The organism is Rhizobium sp. Root149 (genome assembly GCF_001427345.1).
Classification (GTDB): Bacteria; Pseudomonadota; Alphaproteobacteria; order Rhizobiales; family Rhizobiaceae; genus Neorhizobium; species Neorhizobium rhizoryzae.
On the sequence record NZ_LMGD01000021.1, the window covers coordinates 1 to 19,651 of the forward strand.

Annotated in this window: 20 protein-coding genes and 2 pseudogenes; 9 read left to right on the forward strand and 13 right to left on the reverse strand. The window is 58.1% G+C overall.

Annotation, left to right across the window (positions count from 1 at the left end):
• Positions 1-54: 54 nt before the first annotated feature.
• The 8 genes and pseudogenes from ASD54_RS26975 to ASD54_RS15400 form a co-directional block, all read right to left on the reverse strand.
• A partial coding sequence (locus tag ASD54_RS26975) for a branched-chain amino acid ABC transporter substrate-binding protein (protein ID WP_156379281.1) occupies positions 55-763 on the reverse strand: 709 nt, incomplete at its 5' end.
• Position 764: 1 nt separating this feature from the next.
• Positions 765-1,078: pseudogene (locus ASD54_RS27300) on the reverse strand (branched-chain amino acid ABC transporter substrate-binding protein); the annotation flags it as partial.
• A 1-nt stretch (position 1,079) separates the two neighbouring features.
• A pseudogene (locus ASD54_RS27070) lies at positions 1,080-1,370 on the reverse strand (ABC transporter substrate-binding protein); the annotation flags it as partial.
• 108 nt (positions 1,371-1,478) lie between these two features.
• On the reverse strand, positions 1,479-1,832 hold the full coding sequence (locus ASD54_RS15380; RefSeq protein WP_062555513.1) for a DUF6867 family protein: 354 nt from the start codon (positions 1,830-1,832) through the stop codon (positions 1,479-1,481).
• A 25-nt stretch (positions 1,833-1,857) separates the two neighbouring features.
• Positions 1,858-2,586, reverse strand: a complete 729-nt coding sequence (locus ASD54_RS15385; RefSeq protein WP_062555514.1) for an ABC transporter ATP-binding protein — start codon at positions 2,584-2,586, stop codon at positions 1,858-1,860.
• Positions 2,586-3,455 (reverse strand): ABC transporter ATP-binding protein, encoded by an 870-nt coding sequence (locus ASD54_RS15390; protein WP_062555515.1) that lies wholly within the window; start codon positions 3,453-3,455, stop codon positions 2,586-2,588. Before ASD54_RS15390 ends, ASD54_RS15385 begins: the two co-directional genes overlap by 1 nt.
• Positions 3,455-4,852 (reverse strand): high-affinity branched-chain amino acid ABC transporter permease LivM, encoded by a 1,398-nt coding sequence (gene livM / locus ASD54_RS15395; RefSeq protein WP_062555516.1) that lies wholly within the window; start codon positions 4,850-4,852, stop codon positions 3,455-3,457. Before livM ends, ASD54_RS15390 begins: the two co-directional genes overlap by 1 nt.
• 4 nt (positions 4,853-4,856) lie before the next feature.
• On the reverse strand, positions 4,857-5,759 hold the full coding sequence (locus ASD54_RS15400) for a branched-chain amino acid ABC transporter permease (protein ID WP_062555517.1): 903 nt from the start codon (positions 5,757-5,759) through the stop codon (positions 4,857-4,859).
• 478 nt (positions 5,760-6,237) lie between these two features.
• Here ASD54_RS15400 and ASD54_RS15405 point away from each other — a divergent pair, with 478 nt between their 5' ends.
• The 3 genes from ASD54_RS15405 to ASD54_RS15415 all read left to right on the forward strand — a co-directional run bounded on the left by ASD54_RS15405 (position 6,238) and on the right by ASD54_RS15415 (position 8,835).
• Complete coding sequence (locus ASD54_RS15405; RefSeq protein WP_162249586.1) at positions 6,238-7,266, forward strand: DUF2793 domain-containing protein; 1,029 nt, start codon at positions 6,238-6,240, stop codon at positions 7,264-7,266.
• 238 nt (positions 7,267-7,504) lie between these two features.
• The gene (locus tag ASD54_RS15410; protein WP_062555519.1) at positions 7,505-7,780 is read left to right on the forward strand and encodes a DUF1153 domain-containing protein; all 276 of its coding nucleotides are present in this window, start codon (positions 7,505-7,507) and stop codon (positions 7,778-7,780) included.
• A 773-nt stretch (positions 7,781-8,553) separates the two neighbouring features.
• The gene (locus ASD54_RS15415; protein WP_062555942.1) at positions 8,554-8,835 is read left to right on the forward strand and encodes a GNAT family N-acetyltransferase; all 282 of its coding nucleotides are present in this window, start codon (positions 8,554-8,556) and stop codon (positions 8,833-8,835) included.
• Positions 8,836-9,052: 217 nt separating this feature from the next.
• On the opposite strand, the gene ASD54_RS15420 is transcribed toward ASD54_RS15415, so the two are convergent.
• The gene (locus ASD54_RS15420) at positions 9,053-9,403 is read right to left on the reverse strand and encodes a flagellar export protein FliJ (protein ID WP_062555520.1); all 351 of its coding nucleotides are present in this window, start codon (positions 9,401-9,403) and stop codon (positions 9,053-9,055) included.
• A gap of 441 nt (positions 9,404-9,844) precedes the next feature.
• On the opposite strand from ASD54_RS15420, the gene ctrA reads away from it, so the two are divergent.
• Complete coding sequence (gene ctrA / locus ASD54_RS15425) at positions 9,845-10,546, forward strand: cell cycle two-component system response regulator CtrA (protein WP_062555521.1); 702 nt, start codon at positions 9,845-9,847, stop codon at positions 10,544-10,546.
• Positions 10,547-10,727: 181 nt separating this feature from the next.
• Here ctrA and ASD54_RS15430 read toward each other — a convergent pair whose 3' ends face one another.
• Together ASD54_RS15430 and ASD54_RS15435 are read right to left on the reverse strand one after the other, a co-directional pair.
• A complete protein-coding gene (locus tag ASD54_RS15430; RefSeq protein ID WP_062555522.1) occupies positions 10,728-11,090 on the reverse strand; it encodes a response regulator in 363 nt (120 codons plus the stop codon).
• 96 nt (positions 11,091-11,186) lie between these two features.
• Positions 11,187-11,834 carry a histidine phosphotransferase family protein gene (locus tag ASD54_RS15435; RefSeq protein ID WP_062555523.1) on the reverse strand — a complete coding sequence of 216 codons (648 nt, stop codon included), beginning with the start codon at positions 11,832-11,834 and terminating at the stop codon, positions 11,187-11,189.
• Positions 11,835-12,053: 219 nt separating this feature from the next.
• Here ASD54_RS15435 and ASD54_RS15440 point away from each other — a divergent pair, with 219 nt between their 5' ends.
• Positions 12,054-12,638, forward strand: a complete 585-nt coding sequence (locus ASD54_RS15440) for an EipA family protein (protein WP_062555524.1) — start codon at positions 12,054-12,056, stop codon at positions 12,636-12,638.
• Between the two features lie 130 nt (positions 12,639-12,768).
• A complete protein-coding gene (locus ASD54_RS15445; protein WP_062555525.1) occupies positions 12,769-13,950 on the forward strand; it encodes a hypothetical protein in 1,182 nt (393 codons plus the stop codon).
• Positions 13,951-13,954: 4 nt separating this feature from the next.
• Here ASD54_RS15445 and ASD54_RS15450 read toward each other — a convergent pair whose 3' ends face one another.
• Together ASD54_RS15450 and ASD54_RS15455 are read right to left on the reverse strand one after the other, a co-directional pair.
• On the reverse strand, positions 13,955-14,797 hold the full coding sequence (locus ASD54_RS15450) for an RNA methyltransferase (RefSeq protein WP_062555526.1): 843 nt from the start codon (positions 14,795-14,797) through the stop codon (positions 13,955-13,957).
• A 2-nt stretch (positions 14,798-14,799) separates the two neighbouring features.
• Positions 14,800-15,183 carry a hypothetical protein gene (locus tag ASD54_RS15455; RefSeq protein ID WP_062555527.1) on the reverse strand — a complete coding sequence of 128 codons (384 nt, stop codon included), beginning with the start codon at positions 15,181-15,183 and terminating at the stop codon, positions 14,800-14,802.
• 42 nt (positions 15,184-15,225) lie between these two features.
• Here ASD54_RS15455 and ASD54_RS15460 point away from each other — a divergent pair, with 42 nt between their 5' ends.
• The 3 genes from ASD54_RS15460 to ASD54_RS15470 all read left to right on the forward strand — a co-directional run bounded on the left by ASD54_RS15460 (position 15,226) and on the right by ASD54_RS15470 (position 19,640).
• On the forward strand, positions 15,226-16,254 hold the full coding sequence (locus ASD54_RS15460) for an RluA family pseudouridine synthase (protein WP_062555528.1): 1,029 nt from the start codon (positions 15,226-15,228) through the stop codon (positions 16,252-16,254).
• Positions 16,255-16,542: 288 nt separating this feature from the next.
• The gene (gene rpoH / locus ASD54_RS15465; protein ID WP_062555529.1) at positions 16,543-17,445 is read left to right on the forward strand and encodes an RNA polymerase sigma factor RpoH; all 903 of its coding nucleotides are present in this window, start codon (positions 16,543-16,545) and stop codon (positions 17,443-17,445) included.
• A 368-nt stretch (positions 17,446-17,813) separates the two neighbouring features.
• The gene (locus ASD54_RS15470) at positions 17,814-19,640 is read left to right on the forward strand and encodes a methyl-accepting chemotaxis protein (RefSeq protein WP_062555530.1); all 1,827 of its coding nucleotides are present in this window, start codon (positions 17,814-17,816) and stop codon (positions 19,638-19,640) included.
• The last annotated feature ends 11 nt before the right edge of the window (positions 19,641-19,651 follow it).

Below are 19,651 nucleotides of genomic sequence, written 5' to 3' on the forward strand. Positions count from 1 at the left end.
AGGGCCGGCGCATGCCGACCCTTTCCCATGGACGGATGAACCGCCGCTGATGTCTTACATCTGGAAGTAGGAATACTTGCCGTCCGGGCCCTTCTTCCACTCGTACATGACATAGTCAGGACGCGTRATGTCACCCTTCTTGTCGAAACCGATATCGCCGATCACCGTCTTGAACGGGCCCTTCGACTTCATTGTCTCGGCAACCTTCTGCGGATCGTTCGTCTTCGCAGCCTTGGCAGCGTCGGCGATGATCTGAAGTGCTGCATAGGAATACAGCGTGTAGGCTTCCGGCTCGAAGCCAGCCTTGCGGAACTTCTCGACSAGGTCCTTYGCRTTCGGGTTCGTGCGCGGATCCGGCGGGAASGTCATCAGCGTRCCGTTGACTGCGTCACCTGCAATCGAGGCAAGCTCGTTCGAGGTGATGCCATCGCCCGACATCAGAGGAGCCTTCAGGCCCTGGTCCGCCATCTGGCGCATCAGGAGACCGGCTTCSGTGTGCAGRCCRCCRTAGTAAACGACGCCAACGCCCGCTGCCTTCATCTTCGAGACGAGTGCAGAGAAGTCCTTGTCGCCAACCGTGATGCCTTCGTAGATGGCTTCCTTCACGCCCAGCTTGTTCATGGCCTTCTTGGTCTCGTCGGCAAGACCCTGACCATAGGTCGTCTTGTCGTGAACGACGGCGACCTTCGCGCTCTTGAACTTCTCGGCAATGTACTTGCCAGCCACTTCGCCCTGCTGGTCGTCACGGCCGCAGGTGCGGAACNTTGTCGTGAACGACGGCGACCTTCGCGCTCTTGAACTTCTCGGCAATGTACTTGCCAGCCACTTCGCCCTGCTGGTCGTCACGGCCGCAGGTGCGGAACGTGTTCCACAGGCCGCGCTCGGTATACTTCGGGTTTGTGGAAGAAGGCGTTACCTGCAGGATGCCGTTTTCGGCATAGACTTCAGCTGCCGGGATGGAGACCGACGAATTGAAGTGGCCCACCACGAACTTCACGCCATCGGCCACGAACTTGTTGGCAACCGAAACGCCCTGCTTCGGGTCGGACACGTCATCACCGAGAACGATCTTGATCTTNACCCACCACGAACTTCACGCCATCGGCCACGAACTTGTTGGCAACCGAAACGCCCTGCTTCGGGTCGGACACGTCATCACCGAGAACGATCTTGATCTTCTCGCCGTTGATGCCGCCAGCAGCGTTGATGTCCGCCGCAGCCTGTTCAGCACCCTTCTGGATCTGTGCACCGAAAGCGGCATTGGGACCGGTCAGAGGGGCACCCACACCGACCACGACGTCGGCCCAGGCAGAGCTGCCCATCGCCACGATGGCAGAAAAAGCAATTCCAGATAGAAGAGGATACTTCATGAGTTTCTCCCAAAATATGCGTTGAATAAAACAGTTGCGGCGCGAGGCCTGAGCCTCGCGCCGCAAAATCAATGCGCATTACAACTATGGGTAGAAATTAGTTCGCCGTCAAGTCTTGGAACGCCAGGAGAACGGTGAACTTTTTTCATAGAGCCAGTAATAATTTTGACTCATCTGCTCGGTGCGACGGTGGCGGAACCCGGCAAAGGCAAACACCAGAAGGATAGCGACATCCAGCAAGTAGAAGCCAAGGCTGAGGAACGGCCCCTGAAAGAGCGAGAAATGCAGGAAGCGCATCATCACGCCCAACAGGAACGTATAGGCGATCACCAGCGGCGGGTTGCCCCAACCATCGGCTACGGCACGACCCGTGCGCCAGGCAGTCCAAAAACCGATGAGCAGAACCACGAAGCGAAGCGCATAGCGGGCGCCGGTATCGCTTTCAAAGAAAAGACCTTGCATTGTCAAACCCTCCTTGCCACGGCGCTCAATGACGTCCGCCTTCGAGATAGGCGGCACGAACTTCCGGATTGGCAAGCAATTCCTTGCCGGAGCCGCTCATCGTGACCCGACCGTTTACCATCACGTAGGCGCGGTGCGACAGTTTCAATGCCGCAAACGCATTCTGTTCCACCAGGAAGACGGTCAGACCTTCCTTCTCGTTCAGGACTTTGATGGCTTCGAAGATCTGCTTGACGATAAGTGGTGCCAACCCAAGAGAAGGCTCATCCAGCAGCAGAAGCTTGGGGCGTGCCATCAGGGCACGACCAATGGAGAGCATCTGCTGCTCGCCACCGGACAATGTGCCACCACGCTGGCTCTGACGCTCCCGCAGGCGGGGGAACAGCGCGAAAATCTTTTCCACGTCCTCATGGAAGTATTTCAGATTGTCGAGCCCTGCGCCCATCTGCAGGTTTTCATAGACAGTCATGCGCGGGAAGATGCGGCGACCTTCCGGCGATTGCGCAATGCGCAGCCGCGCAATTTCATGCGTCGGCATGCGGGTGATATCGCGACCGTCGAATTCCACGCTTCCGTGACGGGCCTGCGGGCTACCGCAGATCGTCATCATCAGCGTTGACTTGCCAGCACCGTTGGCACCGATCAGGCTGACGATTTCGCCCTTTTTTACATCGATATCAACACCGGCCAGCGCACGAATGTTGCCGTAATAGGTCTCGACGCCGGAGACCTTCAGAAGAGGTTCGCCAGACATCAGTGCGCACTCCCGTCGAGTTCTTCATGAATGACTTCTTCCACCTCGTCGTCCTCGACGCCGAGATAGGCGGCAATCACCTTCGGATCATTCTTGACGTGATCCGGTGTGCCGTCAGAAATCTTCTGACCATATTCCAGCACCACGACATGGTCGGAAATTTCCATGACCACCGACATGTCGTGCTCGATCAGCAGGATCGAGGTACCCGTTTCATCACGGATGCCATTGAGGAGGGCATTAAGCGCGAGTGACTCCTTGGGGTTCAAGCCGGCAGCTGGCTCATCCAGGCAGAGCAGCTCAGGCCCTGTGCACATGGCGCGCGCGATTTCCAGACGGCGCTGGGCGCCGTAGGAAAGATCGCCTGCCGGATCATCCGCACGATCGATGAGATCCGCCCGCTCGAGCCATTGACGCGCCGTTTCGATCGCGGCTTCCGCCTCGCGCTTGTAGGAGCCAAGCCCGAGCAGACCCATGACCGTATAGCCGGACGCCTTCATCAGCTTGTTGTGTTGCGCCACAAGCAGGTTTTCCAGAACGGTCAGTCCACCGAAGAGGCGAATGTTCTGGAAGGTACGTGCGACCTTGGCCTGCTTGGTGATCTCGAAATCCGTCAGCCTTTCCAGCAGATACTGGCCACCGGCACGCTGGGTCATGGTGATCATGCCCATTGTTGGCTTGTAGAAGCCGGTAATGCAGTTGAAGACGGTCGTCTTTCCCGCGCCGTTCGGGCCGATCAGCGCGGTGATATCGCCGCGCTTGACCTGAAAGGACAGGTCGTTGATCGCCATCAACCCGCCAAAGCGCATCGAGAGATGTTCGACATTCAGGATGGTGTCTTTGTTCATCGTCTGAGTTCCGGAGGTCATCAGCCATGCCCCTCCTTGGTGAAGCTTCCGGAAACGGCCTTGCGCTCCTTGAGGAAGGCCGTCGGTTCACGCGAGCCGACAAAACCGCGCGGCTTGAACAGCATGACCACCACCATGGCCAGACCGAAAATCAGCATGCGGTACAGTTCAGGCGTGAAGTCGTCACCGAAGACATGCTTCAGGAATTCCATCTCGCGCAACAGTTCGGTACCGCCCACCATGACGATGGCGGCGACCGCAATACCGGTCAGCGAACCCATGCCACCCAGAACGACCACCGCCAGGATGACGGCAGATTCCAGGAAGACGAAGCTTTCCGGCGACACGAAGCCCTGGCGAGCCGCAAAGAACGATCCGGCAAAGCCGCCGAACATCGCCCCGATAGCAAAGGCCGTCAGCTTGGTCTTCACCGTATCGATGCCGAGCGACCGGCAGGCGATTTCATCCTCGCGCAACGCTTCCCACGCCCGGCCGATGGGCATGCGGCGCAGCTTCATGGTCACATAGGCCGTCAGCATGCACAGCCCGAGAATGACGTAGAAGAGGAAGATCTTGTAGTAGGCCGAGGACATCGGCAGACCGAAAGACTTCGCAAAATTGTTCGGCGCCCCGACATCGAAGGAATAGATGCCGAATACGGATGCCTTCGCGATACCGGAGATACCAGCCGTACCGCCCGTGACTTCGGTCCAGTTCATCAGCACGAGGCGGATGATTTCACCAAAAGCCAGCGTCACGATGGCAAGATAGTCACCTCTCAACCTCAAGACCGGGAAGCCGAGAATGATGCCCCAGAAGGCAGCCAGAATACCCGCCAAGGGCAAAAGGATCCAGAAGGACAGGCCGAACTGGTCCGAAAGCAGCGCGTAGGAATAGGCGCCCACCGCATAGAAGGCCACGTAGCCGAGGTCGAGAAGACCGGCGAGGCCGACAACAACGTTCAGACCCCAGGCAAGCATGACGTAGATGAGGATCTGGATACCGAAGTTGTCGACAAACTTCAGCGATCCCTGCACGCCGTTCAGCATGATGGCAAGCGGCGGATACAGAACAAGAGCAACCAGAGCAATCTTCAGGAAATGGGTGTGGAAGAAACCCTTTTCGGAAGAGATCTCCGGAATGCCGGCCTTGGCCCTGGCCAGCTTGCGTCGGTCGATATGCGGCTTGATGAAGCCGACGACAAGGAAGCGACCCAGAGCGGAGGCGATCACGAAGATAGCCAGCAGACCCCAGCGGGTGCGCCATACCAGCTTGTTGTCGATGTTCTGATAGGTCTCGATACCCACATAAAGCAGGAACATTCCGAAGGCCAGCAGGCCCGCAAAAAGACCTTCCTTGATGGCTCTGGCCATCAGGCCGGACGAGTCTTCACTCGTCGTGACAGGAGAGTTTGCCATCTTCTTACACCTTCTCCACTTCAGGTCGGCCCAGGATGCCGGTCGGCTTGAAAATCAGCACGAAGGCGAGAATGGCGAAGGTCGCCACGTCCTTGTAGGCAATGGAGAAATAGGCAGACCAGAGCGATTCGATCAGCCCGATCAGGAGACCGCCCAGCACGGCGCCCGGAAGCGAGCCGATGCCGCCGAGAACGGCCGCCGTAAACGCCTTGACGCCTGGAATAAAGCCATCGGCGAACGAGGCCACGCCGTAATACATGAGATACATCGAGCCAGCCACAGCCGCCAGCGCCGCACCCATGATGAAGGTGATGGAGATCGTGCGGTCGACATCCACGCCGAGCAGCGCCGCCATCTTCCGATCCTGCTCGGTCGCACGCTGGGCGCGCCCAAGCGGCGTCTTGTTGACGATGTACCAGAAGACGAACAGGAGAATGGACGTCACCAGAACGATGAGGATCTGCTTGAGCGAGATCGTCACATCACCGAAGTGATACACGTCATTGACCAGCGGCGGGATCGGCTTGTTGCGCGGACCCTGCGTGACCTGAATGAAGTTCGACAGAACGATGGACATGCCGATCGCGGTAATCAGCGGCGCCAGACGGAAGGATCCGCGAAGCGGCCGATAGGCAACACGTTCGATTGTCCAGTTCCAGAGACTCGTCACAAGCATCGCGACGACGAGCATGACCAGAAGCGCCAGGGCGACCGGAACGCCTGCAACGAATGTCGTGAGAACAAGAAAGACGATCAGGGCAGCGAAGCCGCCAAGCATGAAGATATCGCCATGGGCGAAGTTGATCATGCCGATAATACCATAGACCATCGTATAGCCGATTGCGACAAGGCCATAGATCGATCCAAGAGTCAGCCCGTTCAGGAGCTGCTGGATGAAGTACTCCATTAATTTTCCCCCGCGGCGCAGTCTGGCTCAGCCGTTGCGCCTCTGTATGTTTGGCCCTTATGGGTTCTTAACATTGGCCCGATTGATAACGTTTTCGTCCGAAATGTGAAGCAAAAAAGACTGCTGCGGCAAATCTTCCAACAACCTCTTCTTAAACTGATGTTAGAAAGAACAAAGGTATCAGGAAAGCGGCAGCCGCTGCTGAAATTCTGGCCGTGTGCCAGCGGTCGCACAGGGCATGCCCGCACACCGGCAAGGAGCGCACGCAACACGCCTGCCGCCGAGCCGTAGCGAAACTCATGACAAGTCTTCGCTTTTTGCTTTCGCTACGAAGTATAGAGAAGCATAGAATCTGCGTAGGGATCCAGACCGCCACCCTGCAGACCTGGACCTATCATCGTTCCGTTCGCTGACACCCTGCTGCAGGAAGGCTGCCTGAGTGTCGCTGATCGTCTTTGGTTTCAGGAGATCGATGAAAATGGATAAGAGCCCGCGACTTTCATTACCTTATATATTGCCCTCTCAGGCGCAGAAGCACCTGACCCATAACGAGGCCCTCGACCTGCTGGATTGCCTGGTTCAACTCACCGTCGAAATGGAGGCGCAATCCCCTCCGACAGAGCCGCGGAACGGGGAGTGCTACGCAGTGAGCCCGGGCGCGACGGGTGCGTGGTCTGGCTATGATGGCATGGTTGCGACGCTGAGAGACGGGGCCTGGGGCTTCTGGCAGCCATTGCCCGGGTATCGGGCATGGTTTCGAACTGAGGCTGCCCTCAAGGTTTTCGATGGCGTGAACTGGATCAGGCCAGCCCTGCCCCAGGTGCTGACCCCACAGAGGCTCGGCATCGGCGCAACGCCGGATGATTACAACCGGCTTCTGGTGTCCTCGCCCGCCACTCTGCTGAACCATGCCGGCAATTCGCACCGGGTTACCATCAACAAGGCAGCGACCGGTGATACGGCCTCCATCCTGTTCCAGAGCAACTGGTCCGGCCGCGCCGAGATGGGCCTTGCCGGTTCGGACAGCTTTTCGTTCAAGGTATCTTCCGATGGCGTCAGCTGGAACACCGCGCTGCACATCCGCCCTGACGGCGCTGTCAACCAGCCGATGCGGCCTCTTGGACGGGTGCGCAATGAGGCAGGCTCGACCCTGGTGACTTCCGGATCCATCACCGGTTTTACGACCGTGAGCCTGGAACAGGGAGGCATCTCGCTTGGCAGCACGCTTGCGGGCGGTGGCAAACCGGTGATCGTTCCGATCGAGGGGCTCTATCAACTCGATCTCAAGGTCACGATTTCAACGGCCAGCGCCTATCGTGTGAGCCTGAACAGGGAGAGCGGGGAAACTTTGACGACACTCCGCTTCCCCTCGTCCGCTCCCGTCAGCCTGTCCGGCTCGACGGTCACCTATCTCGCTGCGGGCGAGAAACTGGTTCTCGTGCATCAGGGAACAGCGACCGTGACAGAAGGTCCAGCAGAAACAGAGCTGACGCTAATACGCCTCTGATTTCGACACCTTAACAACCTGGATCCGTTTCCGGCCGGTGCGGGTCCAGCATCAACCGACTTCAACCAGCAGCTCCAAGTATATTAGAATTCAGTAATTAAAAACGGCAGCGCGAGACTCCACGCAATAAGTTTCGTCGAGGACAGTGATTCGGACAATTTGCCTTTTCGATTTAGTCAATTGTTAAAGCTGCGGCGCTACGGTCGCTTTCGTGGTCTTGTGTAATGTAGAGAGTCCAATGACCGAAATGATCCGTCCACGAGTAAAATATGTCATCGGCCCCGATGGCAGCCCCCTGACGATTGCTGACCTGCCCCCGGCAAACACGCGCCGCTGGGTTATCCGTCGTAAGGCTGAAGTGGTTGCAGCGGTGCGTGGTGGCCTTTTGAGCCTCGAGGAAGCCTGCGCACGCTATACTTTGACTGTTGAGGAATTCCTGTCCTGGCAGTCTTCCATCAATGATCATGGCCTGGCCGGCCTGCGGACGACGCGGATCCAGCAGTATCGCCACTAACCAGGCATGACAGGCGCGTTTGCGCCTTGATACCCCCTGGCATTCCAGGGGTTTTTGCATGCGCCTCATCAAGGCGCGCGCCCTCTTCCGCGCTCGCTATTCGCATCACGTCAGCCATAGACCACTTCGACAGATGCGTTACAGCGCGGCGCGTTCGAACGCGCGAACGACGCTGTAAGACCTTCAAATAATGCATGTTCGTTCCGCTCAACCGAATCCGGTTGAGCGCGACATGCATTAGCGCCCGCTCGGGATTAGAGCGGAGTTCGACCTGATTGAATCATTCTGCAGCAATGGATTTTCGTCAGGATCAAGGATTTTGCCGACGGGCATATCGGGATATACGTCCGAGGCGAAAGCCGAAGGTAATGGCGAAAATACATGCTGCCCACCGGCCACGCCGCTTTGCCGAGGCAAAGCGACAAGCGTGTCCGGCACTTCAAATGCTTGCCGGATTGCAAGGCAATCCGGCGGGAAGGTGGGCCGAAACCGGCCGTCCACTTTGTCGAAGGGCTTGGGCGTAGCTTAAGGCTACGCCACGCGCCCTTCTCCTCGTGGAACAACCGGTTTGGGCCGACAGAATTGATCCAATCAGGTCGAATTCCGCTCTAAGACCTCCCCCTATTCCGGTTCCACTGCGTGCAGCTGCGCTGCATGGCTGCCGGGTCTTGACCGCTCACCGTCCAAGACCCAATTCTCTCATCCGAAACGCACAATGATGCGTGACAGGCGGCCTGCCCGCATTGGTCAGGCTTGCGCCAATGGAGACGATCATGAATATCACACAGGGCGAAACAGGCTCGGGTGGCTTTTACAAGGCGGAACTGGACGGCCACCACGGCGAGATGACCTATTCGCGAACCTCCCCTCGCCTCATCATCATCGATCACACGCAAGTTGACGATGCGCTGCGTGGCAAGGGAGTTGGTCAGGCATTGGCCGAGTTTGCAGTCACGGAAGCAAGGACGAATGGCTGGAAGATCATTCCGCTCTGCCCCTTCTTCAAGGCTCAGGTGGAAAGACATCCTGACTGGCAGGACATCATCCAGAAATAGAGCAGGTCCAGTAAAAGTGCGTTAGCGGTTTTACGTCCGGACTACTTAAAAACCAAAGAGATAGAGCATTGCAGGTGATCCTGCTTTCACCGGAAGTGCTCTAGGTCGTCAGCCCGGCAAGGGTCCGGCTCTTGATCAGGTGCATATCACGCAAAAAGCCCACGCCAGGTTTACCCTCGCGTGGCTTTAGTTTTTTGTTGGAACGGTGCAAACGATATCAGGCGCGAGCCCGAACCGTCGCATCCCTTTCTTCCAGTGCCGTTGCTTTTGCATGCTCGGCCTGGGCTTCTTCAAGCGCCAGTTCGGCTGCGTCCTGCTGCACCTTCAACTCCTTGATGGAGACCTGAAGGTTATCGGCCCGCTGGCGAGCCGCCTTTGCAAATGTTGGATATGCAAAGTGATTCGGATCGGAAATTCCCGATTTCTTCTCTTCCAGCGAAATCTGGTGCTCCAGTTCCTTCGCCATCCGTTCGAATTCGGCCATCATCATCTGCAACTGTTGCAGCTGTCGGCGTTTCTCATTCACCTGAAATTCCTTCAGGCGTACAAGGCTGTCACGCGTCTTCATACGCAATACTCCCGTGGATAGCGAGACCCCGGCCATTTCACACTCTCAAACCCTGAGTCCACAGTGCAACACTTGGGACATAAAAATTGCCGCGCCGTTAATTATTTTTCCCGCGCGGTAACCTTTCATTTACGGGCATCATTAATGATAGGGACGATCATTTAAGGGTCCGTAAATGCCATGGCCGAATTCGGCCGACGACAATGATGAGTCGTATGAATCACTTAAGGGAATTTCCTCCCAAAAAGATTCAGGTATGGCGCTGGCAGATTCACGAGAGAAATCAGGCGAATACCAAGTTTGTTTAACGAATTCCTATGCCTTGCCAAAGGGAGTCAGAGTTTGTTAACCAATTGGTGTCAGCTTCCAAATCAGGCAACGTCTGGATCCGTTTCGCGTTAGGGGGCAATCCACACCTTCGCGGCGGTTAAGGGGAAAATTATGCGGGTTCTACTCATCGAAGATGACAGCGCGACTGCCCAGAGCATCGAGCTGATGCTTAAGTCCGAGAGCTTCAATGTTTATACGACCGACCTCGGGGAAGAGGGCGTCGACCTTGGCAAGCTGTACGACTACGATATCATTCTTTTGGATCTCAACTTGCCGGACATGTCCGGTTACGAGGTTCTTCGTACGCTTCGTCTTTCCAAGGTAAAGACACCTATCCTCATCCTGTCCGGCATGGCCGGCATCGAGGACAAGGTTCGTGGTCTCGGTTTCGGCGCCGACGACTACATGACCAAGCCATTCCACAAGGATGAGCTGGTCGCACGTATTCACGCCATCGTCCGCCGTTCGAAGGGCCATGCACAATCGATCATCGTCACCGGTGAGCTGATTGTGAACCTCGACGCCAAGACGGTTGAGGTGGGTGGACAGCGCGTCCATCTGACCGGCAAGGAATACCAGATGCTCGAGCTTCTTTCCCTGCGAAAGGGCACGACTCTGACGAAGGAAATGTTCCTGAACCATCTGTATGGCGGTATGGATGAGCCGGAACTGAAGATCATCGACGTCTTCATCTGCAAACTGCGCAAAAAGCTGGCCAATGCCGCCGGTGGGGCGAACTACATCGAAACCGTCTGGGGCCGTGGCTATGTGCTGCGCGAGCCGGACGGCAGCGAATACGCCGAAACCGCCTGATACGGTTGCCATCCCGCAGGTTTCATCAAGAAGCGCCCGGAGCTCACGCTGCGGGCGTTTTGCCGTTTCGCCCAGCAAGGAAGATCCTATTCCGGCTCAAGCGCCAAGGCACGGCAAGCCTTGGCGGCAGGCACTCGTTGCCTCGCGCTTCAACGATCCATCGGTTGGGAAAAAGTGCCGTTCAGGCAACCTTGGGCAGGTTGGCAAAGACCGAAGAGAGGATCTTGCGGTCAAAGGGCTTCAGCAGGAAGTCGTCTGCGCCAGCCCGCTTGCCTTGCATCATCTTCTTCAGATCGGCTTCGATGACGCAGTAGTAGATGCGAACCGCCTTGCCCTGTGGCAGGCCACGGACACCGGCAATCAGGTCTAGCGCACCATCCAGTGCGGCATCCACGATGAGGATCGACGGGATCTCCGCCTGGCAGCGCATCATCGCCTCGCGGCCGGACGTTGCTTCGACCACCAGAAAATCGAGTTCGGTCAGAATGCGCTTGGCAACCGTTCGAACAATGTCTGAACTGTCGGCGATCATCAGGCGCTGCATCGAACCCTCCATTGGACCAAATGGACCATACCCCGCGTACGTTATCGCACGCGGGTTGAGGTTATAGAGTTCGCGCTAATGAAAGGTTACCAGTGATTAGACGACTGCACCTTCTGCGATAAAGGTGATGCGGTCTTCGTAGGAAACGTGTTTCAGCTCCATGCCGCATTCGTCGGCCAGAAGTACCGTGTAGTAGGGCTGGATGGTGTGGCCATCGACAGCCTCTTCCAGCGTACCGGAGTTGATTTCCACATACTTGGCGGGAACGCGCAGCATGCGGCCCTTTACGGTGATGGAGAATTTCGGATCGGTCTCAACGTCCTCCAGAACGATGTCCATCGAGCCGCCGCGCGGAATGGCGCTGTAGGCCACGAGGAAGAGGTTGAGCAGCAGCTTCACGCGGTTCTTCGGAATGATGGCGCGCGGACCGCTCCACGTCACTTCGGTCTTTTTTTCCGCCGCGGCAAAGTCTTTTGCGGCTTTCTCCGCTTCACCCGTGTCAATGGAAGCGCCAACGGAACCGGAGGCCCCAAACGCCAGACGGGCAAACTTCAGGCGAACCGAAGCATTGAGGGCGGAGGTGCGGATCAGGTCCAGCGCGTCGGCATCGGTGCCGCCTTCATCCAGCAGTTCGAGACCGTTGTTGATGGCGCCAACGGGCGAAATGACATCGTGGCAGACACGGCTGCACAGGAGCGCCGCCAGATCGGGACCGCTCAGAGTGAGGTTCGGATTCTTCGGCATGGATTTCGGTTCCTGTTCCGGTGGCTCTCGCAGGCGCGGCTATCGCGCATCACGAGGGACTGACATTGCAAGATTGCCCGGACCTGTTCTTCTCGACTTGGGTTCGGTGCTTCGCCGCCATAATGACACCATTTTTGGTAAACCGGTTGTTAACAGGATGGCAGCAGAATAGTGCAGCCGTGACCCAGGCATACGATTTTCGAACAAACGGACAGGCCCATGATCATCAGAAGACTTTCCGCTGTTGCCCGGCTCGTAGTCGCCACACTCGGCGCAACGCTGGTTTCAGTCATGTCCACGCCCGCACAGGCCCAATCGGGATCGCAATATTCGGTGCAGGAAATTGTCGATGCCGGACACGGCTTCTTCGGCTCCACAAGCGGCGGGCTGGCCAAGGTCGTGGAGAAGGCCTTCTCTCAATACGGTCTGCCAAACGGTTACATCCTCGGCCAGGAAGGGTCCGGTGCATTCATTGCCGGCCTGACCTATGGCGAAGGCGAGCTTTACACAAAGAATGCGGGCCAGCACCCGGCCTTCTGGCAGGGACCATCTCTGGGTCTGGACTATGGCGGCCAGGGCGCCCGCACCATGATGCTGGTCTATAATCTGCCGGATATCCAGAGCCTGTATGCGCGCTTTGGCGGCGTCAGCGGCTCGGCCTTCGTGGTGGCAGGCGTCGGCATGACGGCCCTGCGCAACGACCAGATCGTCCTCGTTCCCATCCGCACCGGGCTTGGCGCACGCCTTGGCGTCAATGTCGGTTATCTGAAGTTCACGCAGCAGCCGACATGGAATCCCTTTTGATTCCGCGAGCCGGCGGCAGTCTATCCCGCCTTGCCGCGCCATCCTGCCTGTTAACGCAGTTGCACATATTGCTGTCCGGCATGGGATCGGTTAGCACTATCGGAAATTGCCAGCCTGCTTTGGATCTTCCGTGATACAATTCGCGCTACTCTTCGGGTTCGGCTTTCTGAGCGCCGTCCTGCTGGTCATGATCCTGGCACCGGCGGTCCATCGCCGCGTCGTCGTCTATACCGAGAACCGTCTCAAGGCCACCATGCCCATCAGCCCCTCGGAAGTGCGGGCGCAGCGGGACATGGCGCGCGCCGTCTACGCCGCCGAAAACGCACGCACCAAGCAGGAACTGCTGCAGGAACGGGATAAGGCCGTCGGCATGCAGATCCGGTTCGACAAGCTGGCGGCTGAAGCGTCCGAACTGCATTCCAGCAACCACGAACTGCAAATGCAGGTGCAGGATATGAGCACCGAGGCCGCCGATCTGCGCTCACGCCTGCGTCGCGAAGAAGGCTTCATTCGGCAGTTGAAGGAATCGCTGCATCTGGTCGAAACGAACGTATCGGCGCGGAACGAAACAATCGAGGCGCTGGAGCGTCGCATTACCCGTCTGACGGCGGAAATCGATGATCTGCGCCTCGACCTGTCTGCCCGTGAGACCGAGATTGAAAGCAGCCGCCTGCGCGGCACTGCATTGCGCGAGGAACGCGATACGCTTCGAATCGACACGAAACTTCTGACAACGCGGGCAAAAGATGCCGAAATGCGTTTGCAGGAAGCAGAGCGCAAACTGGCACGGCTGGAAAAGAAGCTGGCAAGGGAAACCGCAGCGAAGGCGGATCTCGAAACGCGGCTTCAGTGGCGCGAACAAGAACTGGATCGTATGCGCACTGCGCGTAGTAGCGGCGCAGAGGTGGTCCAGCCGGTCACGGGCAACTACCCCTTGCCGCGCAAGAAACTTCCAGCCAATGCGAAGAAGGCCGCGGCGGCAGCACTTCTCGAAACCACGGATGATGACGAAGACAACATGTTGCCCGTACAGACGCTCGAAACCGATCTTCGAAGCCGTTCTACGGCACTGACGGCCCAATTGACGAAGGCGAAGACGAAGAAGGCCCAGGATGCTGTTCGCGCGGAACTTGCCGCCATCGCCGCCGATATGGTTGCCCTGACGGCTGTGAAGGATGGCAATGGAGAAGAGCTGAAAGCCTCGTTGCTTGCCGCGGCCAGGGATAAGCCGGAAGACAACGACGACCTGAGCCTTGCCGAACGGGCGGCCATGGCGATCGACCGCGTCTCGCCAGCACCGAGGGCGGAATAAAAGATCAGCCGAGCAAGTCCTGGCCGCGCGCCATTTCATAAAGCGCGATACCGGTAGCTGTTGCTGCATTGAGGCTGTCCAGCTGCGGCATTTGCGGAATACGGGCTGTCTGGAAGCGCTCCATGATGTGGGCAGGCAGCCCCTCTCCCTCAGTCCCGGTCACCAGTGCAACGCGGTTGCCCTTTGGGACGTTCCGGATATCGATCTCGCCACGTGGCGAAAGCCCGAAAATCGCAAAGCCCGCTCGATCCACGGTTTCCAGCAGCGAAAGCGCCGCACCACCGCGTGCAAACGGTACAGATAGGACGGAGCCGACAGAGACCCGCAAGGCCTTGCGATAGAGCGGATCACAGCAGGTTTCGTCCAGAAGCAGCGCACTCACTCCAAAGGCCGCAGCGTTGCGGAAGATCGACCCGATATTGTCATGATTCGAAATGCCGCAACAAACGCCGACCAAGGCCTTTTCCGGCAGCGCGTTCAAAAGCGCGTCCGCACCCTGCTCCAGCATACGGGAACCGAGCGCCAGAACGCCGCGGTGAAGGTGAAAGCCTGCGATCTGATCGAGAACCGCAGCGGAGGCGACATAGACCGGGACTTCGGCGGGAAACGCCGCAAGAATCTCACCGAGACCCTCCAGGCGGTTCTCCAGCAGCAGAAGCTTCTCCGCACGAAAGCGTGCCTTGGCTGACACGTGGGCGGCAGCCAGCATGCGTAGCACGACCGTACCTTCCGCTATGAACTGCCCGTGACGGCCAACCAGATCCCGCTCGCGAATATCGCGAAACTCGGCGATACGCGGATCATGCGGATCGTTTATGCGGATGATCTGGCGGGCAGTGTCACGCATGGTCAGTTGGTGACCGTCACATCCGCTACGATCCGGCCAACGGACAGATCGAAGATCAGCGCCTTGCGCTCACCCTTCAGGCTGCCCCAGAACAGGATCTGGCTGCCGGAACTGGAAACGGACTGGATCTCGAAACCCTGCGGCAAGGCGGCGCGTGCGGAAAGCGGCTGGTCGGCGGGTACCGCGAACCCGGCAGGCGCTGCCAGTTTTTCCGGTTCAGGCCGGTTCTTCACCTTATAGACAACCGCGAACAACACGGCCATAAGGCTGACGATTATGATGCCGCTTGAGACGATCTGCAGACGAACCATCTTCCGCCGAACGTTTTCCATCACCGGATCGAGCGGCTCGTCGTCTTGCTGGTGCTCGGTATCATGATTGGCCATCAGTCAGGCGCCCTTGCTGTCAATGTCATCGGAAACAAAGAAATGAACGACCCCTTTAATCAAGGCGAGACGCCAAGGAAAGTGCTGACTGCCGGAGAAGATGCCGAAGGGCGGCTGGATTCGTGGCTGACCGGTGTTCTGGAGGGGGAGTTTTCCCGCAACCGCATCAAGTCGCTGATCGAGCAAGGTGCGGTATACATTGATGGCAAGCCCTGCCTTGAGCCGAAAAAAAAGGTTCATCCGGGCATGGTTGTCGAAATCGAGGCCCCGGAGCCGGAAGATCCGGAGCCGAAGGGCGAGGATATTCCGCTCGAGGTTCTTTACGAAGACGATGACCTGATCGTGATCGCAAAGCCAGCCGGACTGGTGGTGCATCCGGGTGCCGGAAATTGGACCGGTACGCTGGTCAACGCCCTGATCCACCATTGCGGCGACAGTCTTTCGGGCATTGGTGGCGTCAAGCGACCGGGCATCGTGCATCGTCTCGACAAGGATACGAGCGGCGTCATGGTCGTTGCGAAGAACGATATGGCACATCGCCATCTGGCGGACCAGTTTGCCGATCACGGTCGCACGGGCGATCTGGAGCGCGCCTATCTTGCCCTCGTCTGGGGGCGTCCGCAGCAATTGCGCGGCACGATCGATGCACCGCTGGGCCGCTCGACGGCCGACCGCACCAAGCGCAGCGTGAAACGCGAGGAGAGCATGGATGCGCGTGAGGCCATCACGCACTACGAGGTGGTGGAACGTTTTCACGAGCGGGAGGATTCCACGGCTCTGGCGGCTCTGGTGGAATGCCGGCTGGAAACCGGCCGCACTCATCAGATCCGTGTTCACATGGCCCATATCGGTCATCCGCTGATCGGAGATCCGGATTACGGCGCAGCCTTCAAGACCAAGGCCAACCGCCTGCCGGATGCGGCGCGCGAGGCGGTGAACGGCTTTCGCAGGCAGGCACTGCACGCCTATCTGCTCGCCTTCGAACATCCGCGCACGGGCGAAATCATGGAATTCGAGGCACCGATGCCAGAGGATTTCGACGTGCTTCTGGACGCTCTTCGCGCAGAATAAGATGCAAACCGCAACATTCTGCTGCCTCGGGCGTTTATGAAGTGCGCCGGGCAGGTTTGGCGCGTCTGAAGTTGATCGGTAGCTCTGCGCGGGAAATCGATACCGCCGATCAACATGTCATGATCCAGCCAGATTCCACAGCGTATCTAGCTAAGGACAGGCTTGAACGGTGCAAATCCAATACTTATCTGTCACGTGGCTCGGTGCGAGGTCGCCAAGACTCGCGCAGCACAGGCTCGCCAGCGGCAGACGCTTCCAGGGAGCCGGAAACGAAGAAAGGGGTGCTCTATGGCCCGCAACACACTTCCGTCCATTACAGCCGGCGAAGCTGGTCTGAACCGCTATCTGGACGAAATCCGCAAATTCCCGATGCTGGAACCGCAGCAGGAATACATGCTTGCCAAGCGGTATAATGAACATGGGGATCGCGACGCCGCACATCAACTGGTGACTTCGCATTTGAGACTCGTGGCGAAAATTGCCATGGGCTATCGCGGCTATGGCCTGCCGATCGGCGAAGTGGTCTCTGAAGGCAATGTCGGCCTGATGCAGGCGGTCAAGAAGTTCGATCCCGAGCGCGGTTTCCGTCTGGCGACCTATGCAATGTGGTGGATCAAGGCCTCCATCCAGGAATACATCCTGCGCTCCTGGTCACTCGTCAAGATGGGTACGACCGCCAATCAAAAGCGTCTGTTTTTTAACCTGCGCCGCCTGAAGGGTCGTATTCAGGCAATCGACGAGGGTGATCTGAAGCCGGAACAGGTCCGCGAGATTGCGACGAAGCTGAATGTCTCAGAAGAGGAAGTGATTTCGATGAACCGTCGCCTGACCGGCGATGCCTCATTGAACGCGCCCATTCGCGCGACGGAAGGTGAATCGGGTCAGTGGCAGGATTGGCTGGTCGACGACCACGATAGCCAGGAAGACGTTCTGATCGAGCAGGACGAGCTGGAAACGCGACGCCGCATGTTGGAACGGGCGCTCAGCGTGCTCAATGAGCGGGAACGCCGGATCTTCGAAGCGCGACGTCTGTCGGAAGACCCGGTAACGCTGGAAGAGCTCTCAGCCGAGTTCGATATCAGCCGCGAACGCGTGCGTCAGATCGAAGTCCGCGCCTTTGAAAAGGTGCAGGAAGCCGTCCAGAAGGAAGCTCTGGCTGCTGCGAAGGCCTTGCGCGTCGTTGACGCGTAAGGCGGATCCGTCGGTACGGCGGCGCAAACCTCCGCCGGATCGCCTTACATTTTAGTCGGCAGCCGAAGTTTTGACGCTTGTTATACTTTATGACGAGAGAGGCGAATGCATGGGCGTTGCGGCTGCGTCGGTGCGACGGCCGACCTACCTATTGATTTAGCTACATTAATATTAGAAAATAACAATATATCACTTTATGCATGAAAAACTAAACCCCTAATTGTTGTGGAGGGGCTTTAAGCTTTCGGTTACCTCGCAGGCACATATCTGAATAAAACGTCAGGATGTAACTGTCGCCACATCCTCTTGAGGGTTGTCGCACGGCTGACCCTGACGATTGTTCCTGTGGGCATAGATCGGGGTCAAGCATGTTTCCTTTCGCATCCGGTACAGACAGCGCAAAATTGGCAGCCATCGACATGCTCACCGCGAATGTGATGATAGCGGACGCGAAGCTGAACATCATCTACATGAACGGTGCGGTGCGCGAACTCCTGCAGGAGGCGGAAAGCGAGTTGAAGCAGGAGCTTCCCCGTTTCGACATGCGCACGCTTCTCGGCAGCAATATCGACATATTCCACAAGAACCCGTCCCATCAGCGCAAGATGCTGGCAGGTCTTACCAAACAGCACAGGGCCACCATTCATGTCGGCAACCGTGCATTTGACCTGATCGTAAACCCGATCAAGCGCGGCAGCACCATCACCGGATTCGTGGTCGAATGGGCGAATGCCCGGGAGCGCATCGAGAACACGGATTTCCGCAAGCAGTTGCAGGCGATCAGCCGCGCCCAGGCGGTGATCGAATTTACGCCGACCGGCGATATCATGCTCGCCAATGAAAACTTCCTGAAGACGGCGGGCTACACGCTTGCCGAGATCAAGGGCAAGAACCATCGCATGTTTCTGGCTCAGGGTCAGGAAGGCGATGCGGAATACGCGTCACTCTGGGCAGAGCTCAACGCGAACCGTCCGGTGATCGGAGATATTGTTCGGCAGGGAAAGAACGGCCAGGCCATCTACCTGAATGCCTCCTACAACCCGATAACCGATGAGAGCGGCAAGGTCGTCAAGGTCGTGAAATTCGCGACCGATGTCAGCGGACGCGTGCACGCGGTCAGAACGATTGGCAGTTCGCTGGCCAAACTCGCAGACGGCGATCTGTCCTTCCGTCTGGATGAAGCCTTCAGCAAGGATTTCGAGACCCTGCGTCAGAACCTGAACGATGCTGTTTCACGACTGGGCGAAACCCTGTCGGTCGTTTCACGGACCGCCGAATTGATTGATGGTGGCTCGCGCGAAATCAGCGGAAGCGCTCAGGACCTTTCAAAGCGCACGGAGCAGCAGGCGGCGGCACTGGAAGAAACCGCTGCGGCACTGGACCAGATTACCGTCAACGTCCGCAACGCCTCCGCCCGCACCGATGAGGCCCGCGAAGCCAGCGAAACGGCGGACAAGAGTGCCGCGCATTCGGGCAAGATCGTGTCAGAGGCGGTCGGCGCCATGGCCCGGATCGAACAGTCGTCGCAGCAGATCTCCAACATCATCGGCGTCATCGACGAGATCGCTTTCCAGACCAACCTCCTGGCGCTGAATGCCGGTGTCGAGGCCGCCCGCGCCGGTGAAGCCGGCAAGGGCTTTGCCGTCGTAGCGCAGGAAGTGCGTGAACTGGCCCAGCGCTCCGCCCAGGCGGCCAAAGAGATCAAGGAACTGATCCGCAATTCGACCGACGAGGTCAATAATGGCGTGAAGCTCGTCAGCGAAACCGGGGAAGCGCTGAAGACGATCCAGGAAAACATCATCGCCGTGAACGAGCACATGCAGTCGATCGCCAGCTCGGCACGCGAGCAGTCGACGGGTCTTTCCGAGGTCAACACTGCCGTCAACCAGATGGACCAGATGACCCAGCAAAATGCCGCGATGGTGGAAGAAACCACGGCTGCCAGCGCATCTCTGGCGCAGGAGGCAGAACAGCTTCGCCACCTGATCAGCGGCTTCGTGCTTCCACAGGCAAAACAGCGACCGGTTCAGCCCGCCACCACCCGACCCCCGGTCCAACGGCCGGCAACAAACCATGCAGCCAGCCATCAGGCACCGGCACAGCCGCGCGCTCCGGCTTCCGCCCCACGTCGCCCCGCCGCTTCGGCAACTGTCGGTAACACGGCCTTGAAGACGGATGACTGGGAAGAGTTCTGAGCAGAGCCATC

Bases quoted from the DNA above. Each gene is read 5' to 3' on its own strand.
- ASD54_RS15380 (WP_062555513.1), bottom strand. From the start codon at position 1,832: ATGCAAGGTCTTTTCTTTGAAAGCGATACCGGCGCCCGCTATGCGCTT.
- ASD54_RS15385 (WP_062555514.1), bottom strand. From the start codon at position 2,586: ATGTCTGGCGAACCTCTTCTGAAGGTCTCCGGCGTCGAGACCTATTAC.
- ASD54_RS15390 (WP_062555515.1), bottom strand. From the start codon at position 3,455: ATGACCTCCGGAACTCAGACGATGAACAAAGACACCATCCTGAATGTC.
- livM (WP_062555516.1), bottom strand. From the start codon at position 4,852: ATGGCAAACTCTCCTGTCACGACGAGTGAAGACTCGTCCGGCCTGATG.
- ASD54_RS15400 (WP_062555517.1), bottom strand. From the start codon at position 5,759: ATGGAGTACTTCATCCAGCAGCTCCTGAACGGGCTGACTCTTGGATCG.
- ASD54_RS15405 (WP_162249586.1), top strand. From the start codon at position 6,238: ATGGATAAGAGCCCGCGACTTTCATTACCTTATATATTGCCCTCTCAG.
- ASD54_RS15410 (WP_062555519.1), top strand. From the start codon at position 7,505: ATGACCGAAATGATCCGTCCACGAGTAAAATATGTCATCGGCCCCGAT.
- ASD54_RS15415 (WP_062555942.1), top strand. From the start codon at position 8,554: ATGAATATCACACAGGGCGAAACAGGCTCGGGTGGCTTTTACAAGGCG.
- ASD54_RS15420 (WP_062555520.1), bottom strand. From the start codon at position 9,403: ATGAAGACGCGTGACAGCCTTGTACGCCTGAAGGAATTTCAGGTGAAT.
- ctrA (WP_062555521.1), top strand. From the start codon at position 9,845: ATGCGGGTTCTACTCATCGAAGATGACAGCGCGACTGCCCAGAGCATC.
- ASD54_RS15430 (WP_062555522.1), bottom strand. From the start codon at position 11,090: ATGCAGCGCCTGATGATCGCCGACAGTTCAGACATTGTTCGAACGGTT.
- ASD54_RS15435 (WP_062555523.1), bottom strand. From the start codon at position 11,834: ATGCCGAAGAATCCGAACCTCACTCTGAGCGGTCCCGATCTGGCGGCG.
- ASD54_RS15440 (WP_062555524.1), top strand. From the start codon at position 12,054: ATGATCATCAGAAGACTTTCCGCTGTTGCCCGGCTCGTAGTCGCCACA.
- ASD54_RS15450 (WP_062555526.1), bottom strand. From the start codon at position 14,797: ATGCGTGACACTGCCCGCCAGATCATCCGCATAAACGATCCGCATGAT.
- ASD54_RS15455 (WP_062555527.1), bottom strand. From the start codon at position 15,183: ATGGCCAATCATGATACCGAGCACCAGCAAGACGACGAGCCGCTCGAT.
- ASD54_RS15460 (WP_062555528.1), top strand. From the start codon at position 15,226: ATGAACGACCCCTTTAATCAAGGCGAGACGCCAAGGAAAGTGCTGACT.
- rpoH (WP_062555529.1), top strand. From the start codon at position 16,543: ATGGCCCGCAACACACTTCCGTCCATTACAGCCGGCGAAGCTGGTCTG.
- ASD54_RS15470 (WP_062555530.1), top strand. From the start codon at position 17,814: ATGTTTCCTTTCGCATCCGGTACAGACAGCGCAAAATTGGCAGCCATC.